This window comes from Mesorhizobium sp. M0663 (assembly GCF_040320585.1).
GTDB lineage: Bacteria > Pseudomonadota > Alphaproteobacteria > Rhizobiales > Rhizobiaceae > Mesorhizobium.
The window spans coordinates 566,695-585,291 of the sequence record NZ_JAMYPX010000003.1 but is presented as its reverse complement, the minus strand read 5'-3'; the positions used below and the strand labels follow the sequence as shown (position 1 = coordinate 585,291).

Sequence of the window (18,597 nt, the reverse complement as noted above, 5' to 3'; positions counted from 1 at the left end):
CGTCCGCCAGACTCAACTGACCCAGAACACGATCCGCCATCCCGAATCTCCCTGCTTCGACCATCATCACAGAATCACCAATCGGCTTCTGTGCAAAGGTCTCCTTGTGGGAGAAGGTGGATTGGCGCGCAGCGCCAAGACGGTTGAGGGGTGCTGGACGAAGTGGGGTTTTGCCAAGCTGGAACACCCCTCATCCGACCGAGCTTCGCTCGGCCACCTTCTCCCACAAGGGGAGAAGGAAAGACCGCACCCGTTGGCAGCGCCAGCGAAGCTCGACTGTTTCACAAGCGCAATGTGCACAGCGTCACAAAGCGCTTGACGTGAAAGCCCGTTGGGTCAATCTTCACTGCTAAGAAAAAAATACTACTGAGCGGAAAACGCCTGAGCCGTTCAACGTGAGCGTCGATGACGCCTCGCGAGATTGCGGCTGTTGCCGATGGGGAACATCAAAAATGGGGAATCCACGTAAATGAGCACGATAGTCACCACCTTGGTGCCGCCTGCCGAAGGGCAGCTGCACCGGAACATCGATTGGCGCGGCGCCTTCTGGGTGGCAAGCGGCGTTCCGGCCCTTGTCCTGTTTTCGATCGGCGGCATCGCCGGCACCACCGGAACACTGGCCTTCCTGATCTGGGCCGTATCCATGGTCATGGGCTTCCTGCAGTCCTTCACCTATGCGGAGATCGCCGGGCTGTTCCCGAACAAATCCGGCGGCGCCTCGGTCTACGGCGCCACCGCATGGCTGCGCTATTCGAAATTCATCGCGCCGCTTTCGGTGTGGTGCAACTGGTTCGCCTGGTCGCCGGTGCTGTCGCTCGGCTGCTCGATCGCCGCCGCCTATATCCTCAACGCACTGGCGCCGGTGCCGCTGTTCACCGACACTTCGCCGGAAGTCGCCGCCTATATTGCGGCCCATGCCGGAACCAGCGCCGCTGACGCCATCACCGCGGTCACCGCGGCGGCGACGCCGGCGATCCGCAACTGGACGCTCTACGGTCACACGCTTGGCCCGGTTTCCTTCACCTTCAACGCAACCTTCTTCATCGGCGCGGTGCTGATGCTGATCATCTTCTCGATTCAGCATCGCGGCATCCTGGGCACGGCCAACGTGCAGAAATATATCGGCCTGCTGGTCATCATCCCGATGCTCATCGTCGGCGTGGTGCCGATCGTCACCGGCCAGATCAACTGGGCAAATTTTTCGCCGCTGGTGCCGCTCGCCGCAGCCTATGCGCCGGAGCCCGGCGCGTGGAACATCGCCGGCTGGACGCTGGTGCTCGGCGGCATGTTCATCGCGGCATGGTCGACCTACGGCTTCGAGACCGCCGTCTGCTACACCTCCGAGTTCAAGAACCCGGGCACCGATACCTTCAAGGCGATCTTCTATTCCGGCCTGCTGTGTATGCTGCTGTTCATCCTGGTGCCGTTCACCTTCCAGGGCGTGCTCGGCTTGAACGGCATGCTGGCGACGCCGATCGTCGATGGCTCCGGCGTTGCCGATGCGCTGGCCGGCATGGTCGGCGGCGGACAGCTGATCCACAGCCTGCTGGTGATGCTGATGATCCTGGCCCTGGTGCTCTGCATCATGACGGCGATGGCCGGCTCCTCGCGCACGCTCTATCAAGGTTCGGTCGACGGCTGGCTGCCGCGCTATCTCAGCCATGTCAACGAGCACGGCGCCCCGACGCGGGCGATGTGGACCGACCTGATCTTCAACCTGATCGTGCTGGCCATCGCCTCGGCCGACGCGACGAGCTTCTTCTTCATCCTCGCCGTGTCGAATTGCGGCTACATCATCTTCAACTTCCTTAACCTCAATGCCGGCTGGATCCACCGCATCGACAATGGCCACATCGCGCGGCCATGGAAGGCACCGAGCTGGGTGCTCGGCCTCGGCGCCATCTTTGCCTACGTCAACGCGGTCTTCATGGGCGCCGGCGCCAAGGTGTGGAACCCGATGGCATTGTGGGCCGGGCTGATCACGGCAGCCTTGATCATCCCGGTGTTCTGCTTCCGGCATTACATCCAGGACAAGGGCAAATTCCCCGACCACATGCTGGCCGATCTCGGCATGAGCTCGTCCGACCTTGCGGTGAAAAAGGCCGGGATGCTGCCCTATCTGACGCTGGTCGCCGGCGTCGCGGTGATGCTGCTCGCCAACTGGCTGTTCGTCATCTGACGGCTTGCCTTGAGGGATCGGGCGCGCAAGGCGCGCTCGATCCCTGCATTTTGTTCTTGCTTTGTGCCCGCAGCTATGCTACTAAACTTGGTATGGTGCTGATTCGCCTCGAGACCCGCCGCCGAGGCGGGTTTTTCTTCTTAGGGGCTATTCGGCAGCGGTGCCAGCGCGGGAGCGACCGCCAAGCGCTGCGCCGATATCCTCGAGCACCTGTCCGACGCGCGCCTGGATCGTCTCGGACGCAAGCACGCCGTCGATGAAATCCCTGTCCGAAGCGTAGATCGCGGTCGGCAGCGTAAAGGCCTCGAAGAAGCCGAACAGCGGTCTCAGCTGGTGCTCGATGATCAGCGCATGCCGGTCCCCGCCGCCGGTCGCCAGCAGCACCACCGGCTTGCCCCTGAGCGCCGTTGGGTCGACAAGATCGAAGAAGTGCTTGAACAGGCCGGTATAGCTGCCCTTGTAGGTGGGCGAGCCGACGACGAGCACGTCCGCCGCGACGACGCGCTTGAGGATATCGCCCGCTTGCGCATCCAGTTCACGCGCCCATTTGGCGCCACCGAGGCTGGGGCCGAGGTCGACGACGTCATGCGTGCTGGCGGCCAGGCCATACCTGCCGGCTACCTCGTTCACGATACGATCGACGAAGCCGCGCGTCTTGGACGGCCGGGTGAAATTGCCTGAGAAACCGACAACGGCCGGATTGGTCATGATGGAAAGCCCTCGCGATGATTTCGGGCTGCCAGCCCGCTGCTCATGACCCTATGGACATTCGGGCCGAACGAAAAGAACGGATGCTTGCCATGGTCTAAAATCATTACCGGTTCTAACCAGCTTTGCGGATCGCTGCCGTCTCAGGTTGGAAGAACCGGTTTGGCCGCCGCTTCAGGCCAAGATTTTCGCGCAGGGTCGATCCTTCGTATTCGCTCCTGAAAATGCCGCGCCACTGCAATTCGGGCACGATTTTCTCGACGAAATCATCCAATCCGGCGGGAAGATAGGGGAACATGACGTTGAACCCGTCCGAGCCTTCGGTGACCAGCCATTCCTCCATCTCGTCGGCGATGGTTTTCGAAGTGCCGACGAAGGCAAGACCGGAATAGCCGCCCAGCCGCTGCGCAAGCTGCCTGACGGTCAGGTTTTCCTTGCGCGCCAGTTCGATGACGCGCTCGCGGCCGCTCTTGCTGGCGTTGCTTTCCGGGATTTCGGGCAAGACTGAATCCGGATCGAACCGCGACGCGTCGTGGCCGAGCGCGATCGACAGCGAGGCGACGCCGCTCTCGTAGTAGACGAGGCTGTCGAGCTTGGCCCGCTTCGTCTGCGCCTCCTCGACGGTCTCGCCGACAATGACGAAGGCGCCGGGCAGGATCTTGATGTCGTCGCGCGACCGGCCAAGTTTTTGCGCACGTTTCTTGACGTCGGCAAAGAAGCGCTGCCCCGAGGCGAGATCGGCATGGGCGGCGAAGATCACCTCGGCCGTTTCCGCCGCGAGTTGTCGTCCGGCCTCCGAAGCGCCGGCCTGAACGATGACCGGCCAGCCCTGCACCGGCCGCGCGATATTGAGCGGTCCCCGCACCGAAAGATATTCGCCCTTATGGTCGAGCACATGCAGCTTCGCCGGATCGAAATAGAGCCCGCTTTCGGTGTCGCGGATGAAGGCATCGTCGGCAAAACTGTCCCACAGGCCAGTGACGACATCGTAAAACTCCCGCGCCCGGCGATAACGCTCGTCGTGCTCGACATGCTCGTCGAGGCCGAAATTCAGCGCGGCGTCGGGATTGGATGTGGTGACGATATTCCAGCCGGCGCGCCCGCCGCTGATATGGTCGAGAGAGGCGAAACGACGGGCGATGTGGTACGGCGCGTCGAACGTCGTCGAGGCGGTTGCGATCAGCCCGATACGATCGGTGACGGCGGCAAGCGCCGACAACAGCGTGAACGGCTCGAAGGACGTGACCGTGTGGCTGCGCCGCAGCGCCTCGATCGGCATGTTGAGCACGGCCAGGTGGTCGGCCATGAAGAAGGCGTCGAACTTCGCCGCTTCCAGCCTTTGCGCGAAGTGCTTGAGATGCGCGAAATTGAAGTTGGCGTCGGGATAGGCGCCCGGGTAGCGCCAGGCGCCGGTATGAAGGCTGATGGGCCGCATGAAAGCGCCAAGCCGCAATTGTCGATTTTCTGCCATGGAAAAACGCACCGATGACGACGAGCGTAACGCTCCAATTGCTCGAGCATGGGATGGCTTTGCGGCCATGGGAAGGAATTGTGTTTTGCAAAACCGGCGTCGGGGAGCATTTTTTGTGCGGGCGGCGGACCGATCAATCGATCTTGATGAACACGCCCTTGGTGTTGAGATACTCGGCGAGGTGCTCGGCGCCGCCCTCGCGGCCATAGCCGCTCATCTTGTAGCCGCCGAAGGGCACGGCCGGATCGATGGCGTGATAGGTATTGACCCAGACCGAGCCGGCGCGGATCTTTCGCGACAGCTGGTGGGCGGTGGCGAGATTTTGGGTGAAGACCCCTGCAGCCAGGCCGTAAGGCGTGTTGTTGGCCCGCTCGACCGCCTCGTCCAGCGTATCGAACGGCAAGGCTGAAATCACCGGCCCGAATATCTCCTCACGGGCGATCTTCATGTCGTCCGAGACCCCGGCAAAGACGGTCGGCGCGACGAAATTGCCAGCGGCAAGCGCGCCTTCCACAAGCCGGGTGCCTCCGGTGACGAGTTTCGCCCCTTCCGCGGTGCCGGCCTCGAGGTAACCGGTGACCCGTTGCAGCTGCTTTTCGGAGACGAGCGGACCGATCTCGGTCGCCGGGTCGATGCCGTCGCCGACCCTGAGACCCTTGGCGTATGCCGCGAGCCGCTCGACGAACTCGTCATGGACGGCGCGTTCGACGAAAAGGCGCGAGCCGGCGATGCAGATCTGGCCGGAATTGGCGAACACCGACATCGCCGCCACCGGCACCGCCTTGTCGAGATCGGCATCGGCGCACACGATGACCGGCGACTTGCCGCCGAGCTCCAGCGAGACGCGCTTGAGGTTGCCGGCCGAGGCCCGCACGATCGACTGGCCGGTCGCCGTCGAGCCGGTGAAGACGATCTTGTCGACGCCCATATGCTCGGCGAGTGCGGCACCTGCCTCGGTGCCGGTGCCGGTGACGATGTTGACGACGCCTTCCGGAACGCCGGCCTCATTCATGATGTCGGCGATCAAAAGCGGCGTCAGCGGCGCCTCTTCCGATGGTTTCAGCACGATGGTGCAGCCGGTCGCCAGCGCCGGGCCGATCTTCCAGATCGACGCCGCCGTTGGCGCGTTCCAGGGAATGATGGCGCCGACGACGCCGACCGGCTCCTTGCGGGTGAAAGAGACGATTTCGCCGGGCAGCGAGTTGTCAATCATCTCGCCGTGCAGCGCCGTCGCCATGCCGGCATAGTAGCGCAGCATGCCGATGACGCGGTTGCGATTGGCGCGGGTGCGTATGATCGGCATGCCCATGTCGGTGGTGTCGGAGCGGCTGATCTCTTCCCAGTGCTTTTCGAAGAGGTCGGCGATCCTCAGCAGCAGCACCTGCCGCTCATAAGGCTTGAACCGGCTCCACGGGCCCTCGAACGCCTTGCGCGCAGCAGTCACCGCCAAGTCGATGTCCTGGCGGTCGGCGCGCGGCACCGTGGCGATGACCGCGCCGGTGGCGGGATTGCGGCTCTCCGTGGTCCGGCCGGAGCGGGCATCGACCCAGCCGCCGCCGATGAGCATCCGGCGATGGCGCCCGTCGATCGGCAGCCGCAGCGGTGCCTTTGTCTGAGCTATGGTCATGACTGTCCTCCTCCGGCGCCTACGCCTGGTGGGCGTATTAAACCGCCGGAGGTCACATTTGCCAACAGCTCTATTCGGCCGCCAGGGCCAGTTGCGGCCTTTCGTTCTTTTCTTCCGTCTCGGCCGGCTGCTCCACCACCTTCTTGGGCTCCCTGCCGAAGAACAGCGCATAGGCTGCCGGCAGGACAAGGATGGTCAGCACCGTGGCGACGAGAATGCCGCCCATCATGGCGTAGGCGAGCGGCCCCCAGAAGACGCCGCGCGAGATCGGGATCAGCGCCAGCACCGCCGTCAGCGCCGTCAGCACGATCGGCCGGAACCGGCGCACCGCCGAGCCGATGATGGCCTCGGAACGCTCTACGCCGGCGGCGATGTCCTGATCGATCTGATCGACCAGGATGATCGAGTTGCGCATGATGATGCCGAGCAGGGCGATGACACCGAGGATGGCGACGAAGCCGAACGGCGCGCCGCTGATCAAAAGTGCCGCCGCCGCGCCGATGATGCCGAGCGGACCGGTCGCCAGCACCAGCATGGCCTTGCCGAAATGCTGCAGCTGGATCATCAGCAGCACGACGATGACGGCAAGCATGACTGGAGCTTTCGCCGCAATCGAGGCCTGGCTTTCGGCCGCATCCTCGGCACCGCCCTGGATCTCGATCTTATAGCCGGGGGCGAGGCTGGCGCGCAGGCCCTGCATCTCGCTGTACATCTTCATGGCGACATCGTTCGGCTGCACGCCGTCCGGCAGCGTGGCGCGTACGGTGATGGTCGGCAAGCGGTCGCGCCGCCATTCGACGCCTTGCTCCAGCACCGGGACCACCTTGGCGACCTGCGACAGCGGCACGGAGCCACCGAAATCGGTCGGGATGTAGACGGAATCGACCGCCGACAGCAGGTGACGGCTTGCCTCCGGTTCGCGGGCGACGATCGAAACCGTCTCCTCGCCGTCGCGGAAATCATCGAGCGGCGCTCCCGACATGGTTGCCTGCAGTATCTGCCGGATGCGCTGCGAGGTGACGCCGAGCGCACGGGCACGATCCTGGTCGATCACCAGCTTCATCGCCGGCACCGGCTCCAGCCAGTCGTCGTGGATGGCGCCGAGCAGCGGATTCGCCTGGAACTTCGCCTTCACCTCGTCGGCGATGCGGCGCACCTCCTGGCGATCCGGACCCATGACGCGCATCTGCACCGGCCAGCCGGTCGGCGGACCAAGGAACAGGCGGTCGACCTTGGCGCGGATCGACGGGAAATCATTGGCCAGGATGGTGCGCAGCTTGACGATCAGCCGCTCGCGGGCCGGTTCGTCATTGGCCATCACCAGAAGCTGGGCGAAGTTCGGGTTGCGAAGCTGCTGGTCGAGCGGCAGGAAGAAGCGCGGCGCGCCTTCGCCGACATAGGTGGCGATGAAGCGCTTGTCCTTGTCGTCCATCATCCTGGCTTCGAGCGCCTTGGCCTGCGTCTCGACTTCCTTGATGCTGGTGCCTTCCGGCAGCCAGAGGTCGACAAGGATTTCCGGGCGCGACGATTGCGGGAAGAAATTCTGCGGGATGAACTGGAACGCCCACAGGCTGGTGGCAAACGTCATCAGCGTCATCACCAGCACGATGATGCGATGGCGCACGGCCCATGCAACGGTCGAGCGAAGACGGCGGTAGAAGCGCGTGTCGAAGACATCGTGATGGTTGCCGGCGTGCTTGCGCTGCTTCAGGATCATGTGGCCGAGCCATGGCGTGAAATAGACCGCCGCGAACCAGGACACGATCAGCGCGATGCCGACGACGTAAAAAAGGGTGCGCACATATTCGCCGGCGGTCGAGGCAGCGAACCCGACGGGAATGAAGCCGGCCGTCGTGATCAGCGTGCCGGTCAGCATCGGGAAAGCGGTCGAGGAGTAGGCGAAGCTCGCCGCCTCGACCTTGACCAAGCCTTCCTCTAGTTTTCGCTCCATCATTTCGACGACGATCATCGCGTCGTCGACCAAGAGCCCAAGAGCGATGATCAGCGCGCCGAGCGAAATGCGCTGCAGGTCGATGCCGAGCTCGTACATGATGGCGAACGTGGCGGCCAGGACCAGCGGAATGACGATCGCGATCACCAGGCCCGAGCGCCAGCCGATCGACAGGAACGATACGAAAAGCACGATCAGCAGCGCTTCGCCGAGCGCTTCCATGAACTCGCTCACAGCCTCCTTCACGACATGCGGCTGGTCGGAAATCTGATCGACCGAAACGCCATAGGGCAGCGCCTCTTCGAAGCGCTTGTAGGTCGCTTCGACGTCCTTGCCGACGTCGGTGACGTTGAAGCCCTTGGCCATGACGACGCCGAGCTGGACGCTGTCGTGTCCGTTGAAACGGTACTTGCGCTGGTACGGATCCTCGAGGCCCGAGGTCACGGTGGCGATGTCGCCGAGGCGCGTCACCTGGTTGCCGGCGCGCAGGCGAAGCTCGCGGATGTCAGCCGCCCTGGTGACATCGCCCTCGACCGAAATGCGCACCGAACGCTGGCCGGTGTCGACCGAACCTGCCGGATCGACATTGTTCTGGCCTCGGATCGCATTCTGCAGGTCGGTCAACGTCAGGCCACGTTCGGCAAGCGCCTTGGATGAAACGTCGATGTAGAGTTTTTCCGGCTGGTCGCCGATGATCACGGCCTTCTCGACACCGGGCGTCGTCAGCAGCATGTCACGCGCCTGTATGGCGAATTTCTTCAGCTCGGGATAGCTGTAGCCGTCGCCGCTGATCGAATGCAGGGTGATGAAGGTGTCGCCGAATTCGTCATTGAAGTAAGGCCCAAGCAGCCCCTGCGGCAGCTCATTGGCGATATCGCCGACCTTCTTGCGCACCTGATAGAAAGCATCGGCGACCTGCGCCGGATTGGTGTCGCCCTTGACCTGCAAGGTGATGATGGCGCTGCCGGCGCGGGTGTAGGAGCGAACGAAATCGAGGTGCGGCGTTTCCTGCAGCTTGCGCTCGATCTTGTTGACGACCTGGTCCTCCATCTCCTTGATCGAGGAGCCTGGCCAGATCGCCTGGACGACCATGACGCGGAAGGTGAAATCGGGGTCTTCCTTTTGGCCCATGCGCATCAGGCCGAGCGCACCGGCAACGATGATCAGCCCGAACAGGAAGCGGGCAATGCTCGGATGGCCGATTGCCCAGCGCGAAAGATTGAAAGACCGCTTTTCATTGGTGTCGATGGTCATCGGCGTCAGTCCGTTTCAATTTTGATCAACCGAGCACGCGCTTTCGCATGCCCAAGGAACTTCCGATGTGGGCTTCCGGGCGGCGTGGCTTTCCGAGTTGAGAGATCTACATCGCGGTGGGACGCGAGGATCGACGTGGGGGTTACATCGACCTGAGATCTCGAAAATCGGGGGCGCCTGCCGCCCGGAAACCGTGAATTGCCTGGCCGTCAGCGCAAGCGCCTTGCAGCGTCATCGGCCGACGCCGACTGTTGCGCTGCATCACCGGTCAGCTTGACTTTCAGATTCTCGGTCATGAACTGCGTGCCGGCGGCGACGACGACGTCACCCGGCTTCAGCCCATCGGCGACACTGACGCCGTCGGGGGTGAAGGCGGCGACCTTGACCGGATGCGCATGGACGGTCCCGCCGTTGCGGTCGACTGTCCAGACGATCGATTGGCTGTCCTTTTGCGCCAACGCGGCCAGCGGGATCGACACCAGTTGCTGCCGGTTGTCCGCCGCGGCTTCGATGGAGGCGGTCATGCCTAGCAGCACGCGAGGATCGTTGGGCAGGCTGACGCGAACGGCAAAGGTGCGCGACTGCGGATCGGCGCTGCCGGCGACTTCGCGGACCTTGCCGTCGAGCGTCAGCGCCTCATCGGACCAGAAGCCAGCCTTGACGGTCTTGCCCGGCTTGAATTCGGCGATATCGGTTTCCGGAACAGCGATCAGGACTTCCTTCTCGCCGTCGATGGCAACGGTCACCACCGGCGTGCCGGAGCCGACCACCTGGCCGACATCGGCGGCAACGGCGGTGACAATGCCGTTCTTGTCCGCCTTGAGATCGGTATAGCGGACCTGGTTCTGTGCCTGGGCAAGCTGCGAGCGGGCGGAGTCTCGCGTGGCGACCGCCTGATTATAGGCGAGCGTCGCCTGCTCGAGCTGCGACTTCGGCGCGAAATTCTTGGCGTAGAGCTGTTCGGCCCGCTTGCGCGTAAGCTCGACTGTCTCGACCTGACGGTCGGCAGCATCGAGGCTGGCCTGAGAGCTTCTCACCGAAAGCTCGTAGTCGGTGAGATCGATGCGGGCGAGAACGTCGCCCGGCTTGACGCGGTCACCGATGTCGACAAGGCGCTCGGTGATCTTGCCGTTGATGCGAAAGCCGAGATTCATCTCGGTGCGGGCGCGCACCGATCCGGAATAGGAAAGCTGACGGGTATCGCTCGCCTTGGCGATCTCGACCACCTTGACCGGGCGGATGATCTCCTTGACCTCGGCTTTCTCCTGCGAGCAGCCGGCGAGGCCGAGAGCGGCAACGATAATCAGTGCCAGGCCGGCGGCCGGTCGCCTGTAGGTGATGGACTTGGACAAAGACACTTTTCGTACTCCCGAACTGTGGAGATGAATTGCCGACATCGCCGCCCGACGGGCGGCAACGGTCATTTCTTCAAGGCTCTGATGGCAAACTCGGTAAGCTCGTCCGGCGTCGCCCGGTTCTTCTTGGCGAGGCACTGGGCCATCATCTGTGGATGAGAGAGGCTGATAATGGCAGCACCGAAACACCGGGAAGCGACTACCGGATCCTGATCGACGAACTCGCCGGTGGCGATGCCCTCGCGGATCACGTCAGCGACCAGGTCGTGGATGCGGTCGATGTGCTTTTCGATGACATGCCAGTCGCGCTCGATGGCGACGATGACCATCTCGTGCACCTTCTCCTGGTCGATCATGGTCTCGAGCGTCCACTGATAGTGCGTATGCACATAGCGGCGGAGCTTCTCGCTGGCGGTGCCGGAACCATGGCAGGCTTCGTAGCTCAACCGGTAGCAGGTCTCGAGCATACGGCCGCAAACCGCCTGATGGATTTCCACCTTGGAGGCGAAGAAGCGGTAGATGTTGGCGGTCGACATGCCGAGTTCGCGCGCTATGTCGGCGACGTTGGTCTTGCCGTAGCCGTAGTGGCGAAACAACCGCTCCGCGCAATCCAGGATGCGTGTGACATTTTCCTGGCGGGCGGAATCGGCGGTGGTGTCTAGGGTTTCAAGCATCTCGTTGGCCAAATTTACGACTGACGAATTTAGAATTTCGTCACTCGTAAATTGAAAACCATCACCTGTCAAGGCACGATTTTGGCTACTGATGACAGATGGTGACATCCCTGGACGGAGTTGGCCCATGAAACGCATGTGGTTTCCGCCGGGCGCGCCTGCAACGCCGCCCCGTGTTTTTTTGCGAAGGATCTTGAAAAGATGTTTTCGGATCAGGCCCTAAGCCCGTGTCGCCATCTCCCGCAGCCGGAACTTCTGGATCTTGCCCGTCGAAGTCTTCGGGATTTCCGCGAAGATCACCGCTTTCGGCACCTTGAAGCGGGCGAGCAGCGCGCGGCAGTGCTCGATAACCTCCGCCTCGGTCGCCGCCTTGCCCGGCTTCAGCTCGACATAGGCGACCGGCACCTCGCCCCATTTGTCGTCGGATCTGGCGACAACGCCGCAGGAGCCGACGGCGGGATGCTTGTACAGCGCCTCCTCGACCTCGATCGAGGAGATGTTTTCGCCGCCGGAGATGATGATGTCCTTGGAACGGTCCTTGAGCTGGATGTAGCCGTCCGGATGCATGACGCCGAGGTCGCCCGAATGGAACCAGCCGCCGGCAAAGGCCTCGTCGCTCGCCTTGCGGTTCTTGAGATAGCCTTTCATGACGATGTTGCCGCGGAACATCACCTCGCCGATGGTCTCGCCGTCGGCCGGCGTCTCTTGCATCGTCTGCGGGTCCATCACAGTCAGGCCTTCGAGCGCGGCGTAGCGCACGCCTTGCCTGGCCTTCTTCGCCGCCCTCGCCGCTTTCTCCAGCCGGTCCCACTCGCCGTGCCATTCGTTGACGACGGCCGGGCCATAGGTTTCGGTCAGGCCGTAGAGATGGGTGACGGCAAAGCCCGCATCGGCCATGCCCGACAGCACCGCCTCAGGCGGCGGCGCCGCGGCGGTATTGAAGGTGACGGTCTGCGGGAATTGCCGCTTGTCCTCGTCCCTGGCGTTGATCAGCACCGACATGACGATGGGTGCGCCGCACAGATGGGTGACGCCATGATCGGCGATGGCGTCGTAGATCGGCTTCGGCCGCACCCAGCGCAGGCAGACATGCGTGCCGGCCTGCACGGCAAGCGTCCAGGGAAAGCACCAGCCGTTGCAGTGGAACATCGGCAACGTCCACAGATAGACCGGGTGCTTGCCCATCCCGGCATGGATGGTGTTGGCATAGGCCATCAGTGCCGCGCCCCGATGGTGACAGACGACGCCCTTCGGATTGCCTGTCGTGCCGGAGGTGTAGTTGAGCGAAATGGCATCCCATTCATCGTCCGGCATCGACCAGGCGAAATCCTCGTCGCCGTCGGCGACTAACGCCTCATAGTCCAGCGTGCCGATCCGCTCCCCCTTGGGATAGGGCGCATCGGCGGCATAGTCGGGATCGTCGTAATCGATCAGCAGCGGCCTGACCTTGGCCAGCGTCAGCGCTTGCCGAACCACGCCGGCGAATTCGCGGTCGACGATCAGCACCTTGCTTTCGGCATGATCGAGCTGGAAGGCAATGACGGCGGCGTCGAGGCGGGTGTTGAGCGAATGCAGCACCGCCTTGGTCATCGGCACGCCGAAATGCGCTTCCAGCATCGGCGGTGTGTTGGACAGCATGACGGTGACGGTGTCGTCCTTGCCGATACCGCGCTTCGCCAGCGCCGAGGCAAGCCTCAGCGAGCGCTTCCAGAAATCGCGATAGGTCGTGCGCTGGCGGCCATGGATGATGGCGGTCTGGTCGGGAAAGGTTTTTGCCGCCCGCTCGAAATAGGTCAGCGGCGTCAGCGGCTGGTGGTTGGCCGGGTTCCTGTCGAGATCCTGTTCGTAGGGATTGCCCATCCCGTCCTCCGCAATGTGTTCGTCGAGAACTTTAGCTACCGGCTTCCGACCCGTCACCACCAACGATGCCATCATAGACCGCGTTTGGCACAAGAATGGTCTAGATTCGGCGAGCGAAAGGGCATCTATGCCTTCCTCCCAATTTGACTTTTGTCGAGAGCCGTGAATAATGTCAGCGAGGAGATGGCATGGCGATCCGACCGGCAGAACAGCTTATCCACAAGGCCGCCTGGCTTTACTACGCACACGGCCTGCGCCAGGACCAGGTGGCCAGCCAGCTCAAGATTTCCCGTGCCTCGGTGGCGATGTATCTGCGCAAGGCGCGCGAGACCGGCATCGTCAACATCTCGACCTCGACCCAGCTTTTCACCGACGACGTGCTGGCGCGCAAGCTGGAAGACGCGCTGAAGCTCGACGCGGTCTGGATCGCGCCGGAAAACGGCTATGTCGCCGACCCCTCGACCGACATCGCGGTGCTGGCGGCAAGCGTCTTTCTCGAGCTGATCAGGAAAGGCGACCGCATCGGCGTCGCCTGGGGACGGACGGTCTACACCATCGCCGACATCATGTCCTATGCCGATCTGCAGGACGTCACCGTGGTGCAGCTCTGCGGCAATCTGGGCGCCCCCTATTCGTACCGACCGGACCAATGCACGATGGAAATCGCGCGCCGGCTCAACGCCAAGGGGCTGAATTTCTACGCGCCGCTGGTGCTGACGACGGAAGAACTGGCACGCGGCCTGCGCGCCGAGCCGGTGATCCGCGAGCAATTGTCGGGCATCGGCGAATGCGACCTGGCGCTATACTCGGTCGGCTCGGTGGACACCGACAGCCACCTGGTCAAATGTGGCGCGCTGACCGAGAGCGAAATGGCTGCATTGCGCAAGGCGGGTGCGGCCGGCGTCATTGCCGGGCAGATCATCGACGCCCAAGGCCAGGCGCTCGACTGCAGCTACAACCGCCGGCTCATTTCGGCAGAGCTGTCATCGCTGCGCAGCATCGGAAAGCGCCTTGTGGTGGTGCAGGAAGACAGCAAGTTCGAACCGCTCGTCGCGGCGATCGCCGGCGGGCTCTGCACCCATCTCGTCGTCGGCGCGCGCATGGCGCGACGGCTGCTCGACCATGCCGGAGCGGCAGCGGAGAAGGTCGCCTGATAGTTAATTCCAGCCGCTGGTGCATTGTCATCAAGGCGTCGCGGCATTCCTGTTCACAACAAAAGAGAAATCGGACGAAGCTGACATGAAGAACCTGTGGAATGACGGCGAGGCGGAGAAGCTGGTCGCCGACTATGCAAAGAAGGGTGTGGCCCGCGACCTGGCGCTGCGCGTCTATACGACCAGGCTGCTGGGCGGCGAGCCGCGGCTCGTCCTGCATGGCGGCGGCAACACATCGTGCAAGACCAAGGCCACCGACCTTGTCGGCGACGAATGGGACGTGCTCTGCGTCAAGGGCAGCGGCTGGGACATGGGCGTCATCGAGCCGCAGGGCCTGCCGGCGGTCAAGCTCGGCGCGCTGTTGAAGGCGCGGTCGCTCAAGAAGCTCTCCGACGAGGACATGGTCGCGCTGCAGCGGGCGAACCTCATCGATCCGTCCTCGCCCAACCCTTCGGTCGAGACGCTGCTGCACGCCTTCCTGCCGCACAAATTCGTCGACCACACGCATTCGACCGCAATCCTCGCCATCGTCGACCAGGAGGACAGCGAGGCGCTGAGCCGGATGGTGTTCGGCGAAAAGATGGGCTTCGTGCCTTACATCATGCCGGGCTTCGATCTGGCCAAGGCGGCCGCCGACGTATTCGACGCCGATCCGACGGTCGAAGGCCTGATCCTAGACAAGCACGGCATCTTCACCTTCGGCGACGATGCCAGGCAGGCCTATGACCGGATGATCCATTATGTGAACGTCGCCGAGGATTTCATCGCCGGGAACGGCAAGCCGCGCACCGAAAAAGTGGCACTGCCGACCAGGCTGGCGAAGCCTGCGGAGATTGCGCCGATGCTGCGCGGCGCGGTGGCGGTGGCACGCGGCGAAGGCCGCTTCGATCGGATGATCAGCGATTTCCGCACCTCGGATGCGATCGTCGATTTCATCAATTCGGCAAAAATTGCCGACTATGCCGGGCGCGGCGTGTCGACACCCGACCTGTCGATCCGCATCAAAACCGGACCGATGGCACTGCCGGCGCCCGACGCGGACAAGGTCGGCGACTACAAATCCGTCATCCGCCAGCATGTCGAGAAATTCGCCAAGGACTATCGCGCCTATTTCGAAACCAATGATGCGCTCGACGACGTGAAGCGCACCATGCTCGACCCGATGCCGCGGCTGACGCTGGTGCCCGGCCTCGGCATGTTCGGCCACGGCCGCACGCTGAAGGATGCGAAGATTGCCTCGGACATCGGCGAAATGTGGATCGAGGCGGTACGCGGCGCCGAAGCCGTCGGCGATTTCCGCCCGCTCTCCAAAAGCGATCTGTTCCCGCTCGAATACTGGTCGCTGGAACAGGCCAAGCTCGCCGCCAACAAGCCGAAGCCGCTGACCGGCCAGGTGGTGCTGGTCACCGGCGGCGCCGGCGCGATCGGTGCTGCCACGGCAAAGCTGTTCGCCGACAACGGTGCCCATGCCGTCGTCGTCGATCTCGATGGGTCAAGGGCTGCCGAGGCGGCAAAAAAGGCCGGCAACGGTTCGATCGGCATTGGCGCCGATATCACCGATCCGGTGCAGATGCGCGCCGCCTTCGACAAAGCGGTCGACGTCTACGGCGGCCTCGACATTCTCGTGTCCAATGCCGGTGCTGCCTGGGAGGGCCGGATCGGCGAGCTCGACGACGCCACCTTGCGCAAAAGCTTCGAACTCAATTTCTTCGCCCATCAGTCGGCGGCGCAGAATGCCGTGCGCATCATGCTGGAACAGGGCACCGGTGGCGTGCTGTTGTTCAACACCTCCAAGCAGGCGGTCAATCCGGGGCCGAAGTTCGGCGCCTATGGCATTCCCAAGGCGGCAACGCTGTTCCTGTCCAGGCAATATGCGCTCGACTACGGCGCGCATGGCATCCGCTCCAATGCCGTCAACGCCGACCGCATCCGTTCGGGGCTGTTGACCGATGCCATGATCACCAGCCGCTCGGGCGCGCGCGGCGTCTCGGCGAAGGAGTACATGTCCGGCAACCTGCTCGGGCAGGAAGTGACGGCCGAAGACGTCGCCCAAGCCTTCCTGCATCAGGCGCTGGCCGAGCGGACCACCGCCGATGTGACGACAGTCGATGGCGGCAACATCGCGGCGGCGTTGAGGTAGATCTAAACACCGGACCAACAAAAAGAGCGGCCCGCGAGCCGCTCTTTTCCTTTGCCTATAGCGAAAGACTACTTCGCGTTCGGGTTCGGCATCCAGGCCGGCATCGCGACGTCGGCATGGGCGAATTGCGGCAGCTTGGCCGAGAGGTCTTCCATGTTCTTGATGTCCTTGTCGACGAGGTCCTTCTGGGTGATCAGCGTCGGCGGTACAATGACGTTGTGGCCGGGATCTTCACCGGCCAACAGCTGCGCCAGCGCACGCACCGAGACCTGGCCGACGACGGCCGGGTTGGTGGCGGCGGTTGCCGCCCAGGCGCTGTCCGGCTCGCGCATCGCGGCGATGTCCGAGGTCGAGATGTCGGCCGAATAGATCTTGATGTCCTTGTTCAGTCCGGCTTCGTCGACCGCGATCTTCACGCCCTTGGCGAATTCGTCATAGGGCGCGAACATCACCTTGATGTCGGGGTGGGCCGATAGCACCGAACGGGCCTGGTTGGCGACCGAATTGGCGATCGGATTGTCGAGCGTGCCGAACATGGCGGCTTCGTTGATGCCCGAATATTTCTTCTTGAATTCGACCCAGGTCTCGTTGCGGCGGTCGAGCGGCGCGATGCCGGCGACATAGACATAGCCGGCCATCCAGCTCTCGCCATTGTCCTTGACCGCCTGTTCGAGCGCCAGGCGCGCGAGGTCGCGGTCGGATTGCTCGATCTGCGGGATCTTGGGGTTTTCGACATTGACGTCGAAGGCGACGACCTTGATGCCGGCCTCGACCGCGCGCTGGGCGGCGTCCTTCATCGATTCCGTCAGGCCGTGCTGGATGATGATGCCCTGGACGCCGAGCGCGATGGCCTGGTCGACCATGTCCGCCTGAAGCGCCGCGTCCTGGCGGCTGTCGAGCACGCGCAGGTCGACACCGAGTGCCTTGGCCTGCGCCTCGACGCCGGACAGATACGCCTGGAAGAAGTCGCCAGTCGAGAGATAGCGGACCAGCGCTATCTTGACGGCGCCCGGCTTGTCGAACGGCGCCGGCCTGTCCTGCGCCATCGCCGGCAACTGCATAAGCAATGTTGCGCCGGCAAGCCCGAGCGCTGCCTTCCCTAAAAGCCTTCTTGTGATGTTCACGTCGTTTCCTCCACTTGTTGAACCCAAAATGTGACCCGGTCGAACCCCTATCTCCTGCCCCTGCCGGAAAGGGCGAAGGTAAAGACAAGGGCGACCACGAGAACCACGCCCTTGACGAAATCCTGCGTGTAGTAAGGCGCGTTCATCATCGTCAGGCCCTGCAACAGCACGCCGACAAACACCGCGCCGACAGCCGTGCCGAAGGCGTTCGGCTTGGCGGCGCCGAGAACCGCGTAACCGATGAGTGCCGCAGCCACCGCGTCGAGCAACAGATTATTACCCGAGGCGATGTCGCCGCGTCCAAGCCGGGCAGCGAGCAAAATGCCGCCGATCGAGGCAAAAACTCCCGAAATCACATAGGCCCAGATTTTGTATGCCTTGACAGGCGCGCCGGCGAGTTCTGCGGCGCGTTCGTTGCTGCCGACCGCATACATCATGCGCCCGAAACGGGTGTATTCGAGAAAGAACCAGATCAGCACCGCCAGCACGAGCAGGACGACGACCGACACCGGAATGAGGTTCGGGATGAAGAAATCGAAGCGATGGCGGCCAAGCGCCAGGAACGCGGCGCCGAAACTGCCGTTGGCGACCGAGCCGTCGGGCATGGTCATGCCAGTGGCGATCGAACGGCCCTCGGTCGGTATGCGCTGCAGGCCGACAAGCAGGAACATCATGCCGAGCGTCGCCAAAAGGTCCGGCACCCGCATATAGACGATCAGCCAGCCATTGATCAGGCCGACCACGGCGCCGATCACAAGACAGATGACGACCGCCATGACGGCGTTCTGCTCCAGCACCACCATGACATAGGCAGCCGCCATCATGGCGCTGGTGGCGACCGAGCCGATCGACAGGTCGAAGCCGCCGACGACCAGCGTGGCGGTGACGCCGAGCGCCAGAACGCCGGTGATGGCGACCGACTGGAAGATGAAGACAGCACTTTGCGGCGAGACGAAACCATCGGCGGCAACAGCGAAATAGGCGATCAGCCCGAACAACAGAACGATGAAGCCGTAGCGAATAGCATTGTCGCGCAGGATCATTCAGCGCTCCCGCACGCTGGCACCATCTTTATCCAACCCGAATTCATGCCCTCTCCA

13 protein-coding genes are annotated in these 18,597 nt (G+C 63.1%); 3 read left to right on the top strand and 10 right to left on the bottom strand.

Annotated features, from left to right (window positions below):
- A partial coding sequence (locus NKI54_RS09315; protein ID WP_352691280.1) for a hypothetical protein occupies nucleotides 1–187 on the bottom strand: 187 nt, incomplete at its 3' end.
- Nucleotides 188–469: 282 nt separating this feature from the next.
- Between NKI54_RS09315 and NKI54_RS09310 the strand changes: the two genes are divergently transcribed.
- Nucleotides 470–2,179, top strand: a complete 1,710-nt coding sequence (locus tag NKI54_RS09310) for a trimethylamine N-oxide permease (RefSeq protein WP_352691277.1) — start codon at nucleotides 470–472, stop codon at nucleotides 2,177–2,179.
- A gap of 147 nt (nucleotides 2,180–2,326) precedes the next feature.
- Here NKI54_RS09310 and msuE read toward each other — a convergent pair whose 3' ends face one another.
- The 7 genes from msuE to NKI54_RS09275 all read right to left on the bottom strand — a co-directional run bounded on the left by msuE (nucleotide 2,327) and on the right by NKI54_RS09275 (nucleotide 13,079).
- Complete coding sequence (gene msuE / locus NKI54_RS09305; RefSeq protein WP_352455213.1) at nucleotides 2,327–2,887, bottom strand: FMN reductase; 561 nt, start codon at nucleotides 2,885–2,887, stop codon at nucleotides 2,327–2,329.
- Between the two features lie 115 nt (nucleotides 2,888–3,002).
- Nucleotides 3,003–4,358 (bottom strand): LLM class flavin-dependent oxidoreductase, encoded by a 1,356-nt coding sequence (locus tag NKI54_RS09300; RefSeq protein ID WP_352691274.1) that lies wholly within the window; start codon nucleotides 4,356–4,358, stop codon nucleotides 3,003–3,005.
- A gap of 133 nt (nucleotides 4,359–4,491) precedes the next feature.
- On the bottom strand, nucleotides 4,492–5,985 hold the full coding sequence (locus NKI54_RS09295) for an aldehyde dehydrogenase family protein (RefSeq protein ID WP_352691271.1): 1,494 nt from the start codon (nucleotides 5,983–5,985) through the stop codon (nucleotides 4,492–4,494).
- A gap of 70 nt (nucleotides 5,986–6,055) precedes the next feature.
- On the bottom strand, nucleotides 6,056–9,190 hold the full coding sequence (locus NKI54_RS09290) for an efflux RND transporter permease subunit (RefSeq protein WP_352691269.1): 3,135 nt from the start codon (nucleotides 9,188–9,190) through the stop codon (nucleotides 6,056–6,058).
- Nucleotides 9,191–9,399: 209 nt separating this feature from the next.
- Complete coding sequence (locus tag NKI54_RS09285) at nucleotides 9,400–10,548, bottom strand: efflux RND transporter periplasmic adaptor subunit (protein WP_352691267.1); 1,149 nt, start codon at nucleotides 10,546–10,548, stop codon at nucleotides 9,400–9,402.
- A gap of 62 nt (nucleotides 10,549–10,610) precedes the next feature.
- Nucleotides 10,611–11,219, bottom strand: coding sequence for a TetR/AcrR family transcriptional regulator (locus tag NKI54_RS09280; RefSeq protein WP_352542219.1), 609 nt, complete (start codon nucleotides 11,217–11,219; stop codon nucleotides 10,611–10,613).
- Between the two features lie 219 nt (nucleotides 11,220–11,438).
- Complete coding sequence (locus tag NKI54_RS09275) at nucleotides 11,439–13,079, bottom strand: acyl-CoA synthetase (RefSeq protein WP_352691265.1); 1,641 nt, start codon at nucleotides 13,077–13,079, stop codon at nucleotides 11,439–11,441.
- Nucleotides 13,080–13,267: 188 nt separating this feature from the next.
- Here NKI54_RS09275 and NKI54_RS09270 point away from each other — a divergent pair, with 188 nt between their 5' ends.
- Entirely contained in the window at nucleotides 13,268–14,233 is a 966-nt protein-coding gene (locus tag NKI54_RS09270) for a sugar-binding transcriptional regulator (RefSeq protein WP_352691263.1), read from the top strand.
- 85 nt (nucleotides 14,234–14,318) lie between these two features.
- A complete protein-coding gene (locus NKI54_RS09265) occupies nucleotides 14,319–16,373 on the top strand; it encodes a bifunctional aldolase/short-chain dehydrogenase (RefSeq protein ID WP_352691261.1) in 2,055 nt (684 codons plus the stop codon).
- Between the two features lie 68 nt (nucleotides 16,374–16,441).
- On the opposite strand, the gene NKI54_RS09260 is transcribed toward NKI54_RS09265, so the two are convergent.
- Together NKI54_RS09260 and NKI54_RS09255 are read right to left on the bottom strand one after the other, a co-directional pair.
- Nucleotides 16,442–17,497: a substrate-binding domain-containing protein gene (locus NKI54_RS09260; protein ID WP_352691259.1), complete on the bottom strand. Its 1,056-nt coding sequence runs from the start codon at nucleotides 17,495–17,497 to the stop codon at nucleotides 16,442–16,444.
- Between the two features lie 47 nt (nucleotides 17,498–17,544).
- Nucleotides 17,545–18,540 carry an ABC transporter permease gene (locus NKI54_RS09255; RefSeq protein WP_352691258.1) on the bottom strand — a complete coding sequence of 332 codons (996 nt, stop codon included), beginning with the start codon at nucleotides 18,538–18,540 and terminating at the stop codon, nucleotides 17,545–17,547.
- Between the last annotated feature and the right edge of the window lie 57 nt (nucleotides 18,541–18,597).

Coding starts and splice junctions, on each gene's coding strand:
- NKI54_RS09265 (WP_352691261.1), top strand. CDS start 14,319: ATGAAGAACCTGTGGAATGACGGCGAGGCGGAGAAGCTGGTCGCCGAC.
- NKI54_RS09300 (WP_352691274.1), bottom strand. CDS start 4,358: ATGGCAGAAAATCGACAATTGCGGCTTGGCGCTTTCATGCGGCCCATC.
- NKI54_RS09310 (WP_352691277.1), top strand. CDS start 470: ATGAGCACGATAGTCACCACCTTGGTGCCGCCTGCCGAAGGGCAGCTG.
- NKI54_RS09255 (WP_352691258.1), bottom strand. CDS start 18,540: ATGATCCTGCGCGACAATGCTATTCGCTACGGCTTCATCGTTCTGTTG.
- NKI54_RS09270 (WP_352691263.1), top strand. CDS start 13,268: ATGGCGATCCGACCGGCAGAACAGCTTATCCACAAGGCCGCCTGGCTT.
- NKI54_RS09275 (WP_352691265.1), bottom strand. CDS start 13,079: ATGGGCAATCCCTACGAACAGGATCTCGACAGGAACCCGGCCAACCAC.
- msuE (WP_352455213.1), bottom strand. CDS start 2,887: ATGACCAATCCGGCCGTTGTCGGTTTCTCAGGCAATTTCACCCGGCCG.
- NKI54_RS09295 (WP_352691271.1), bottom strand. CDS start 5,985: ATGACCATAGCTCAGACAAAGGCACCGCTGCGGCTGCCGATCGACGGG.
- NKI54_RS09280 (WP_352542219.1), bottom strand. CDS start 11,219: ATGCTTGAAACCCTAGACACCACCGCCGATTCCGCCCGCCAGGAAAAT.
- NKI54_RS09290 (WP_352691269.1), bottom strand. CDS start 9,190: ATGACCATCGACACCAATGAAAAGCGGTCTTTCAATCTTTCGCGCTGG.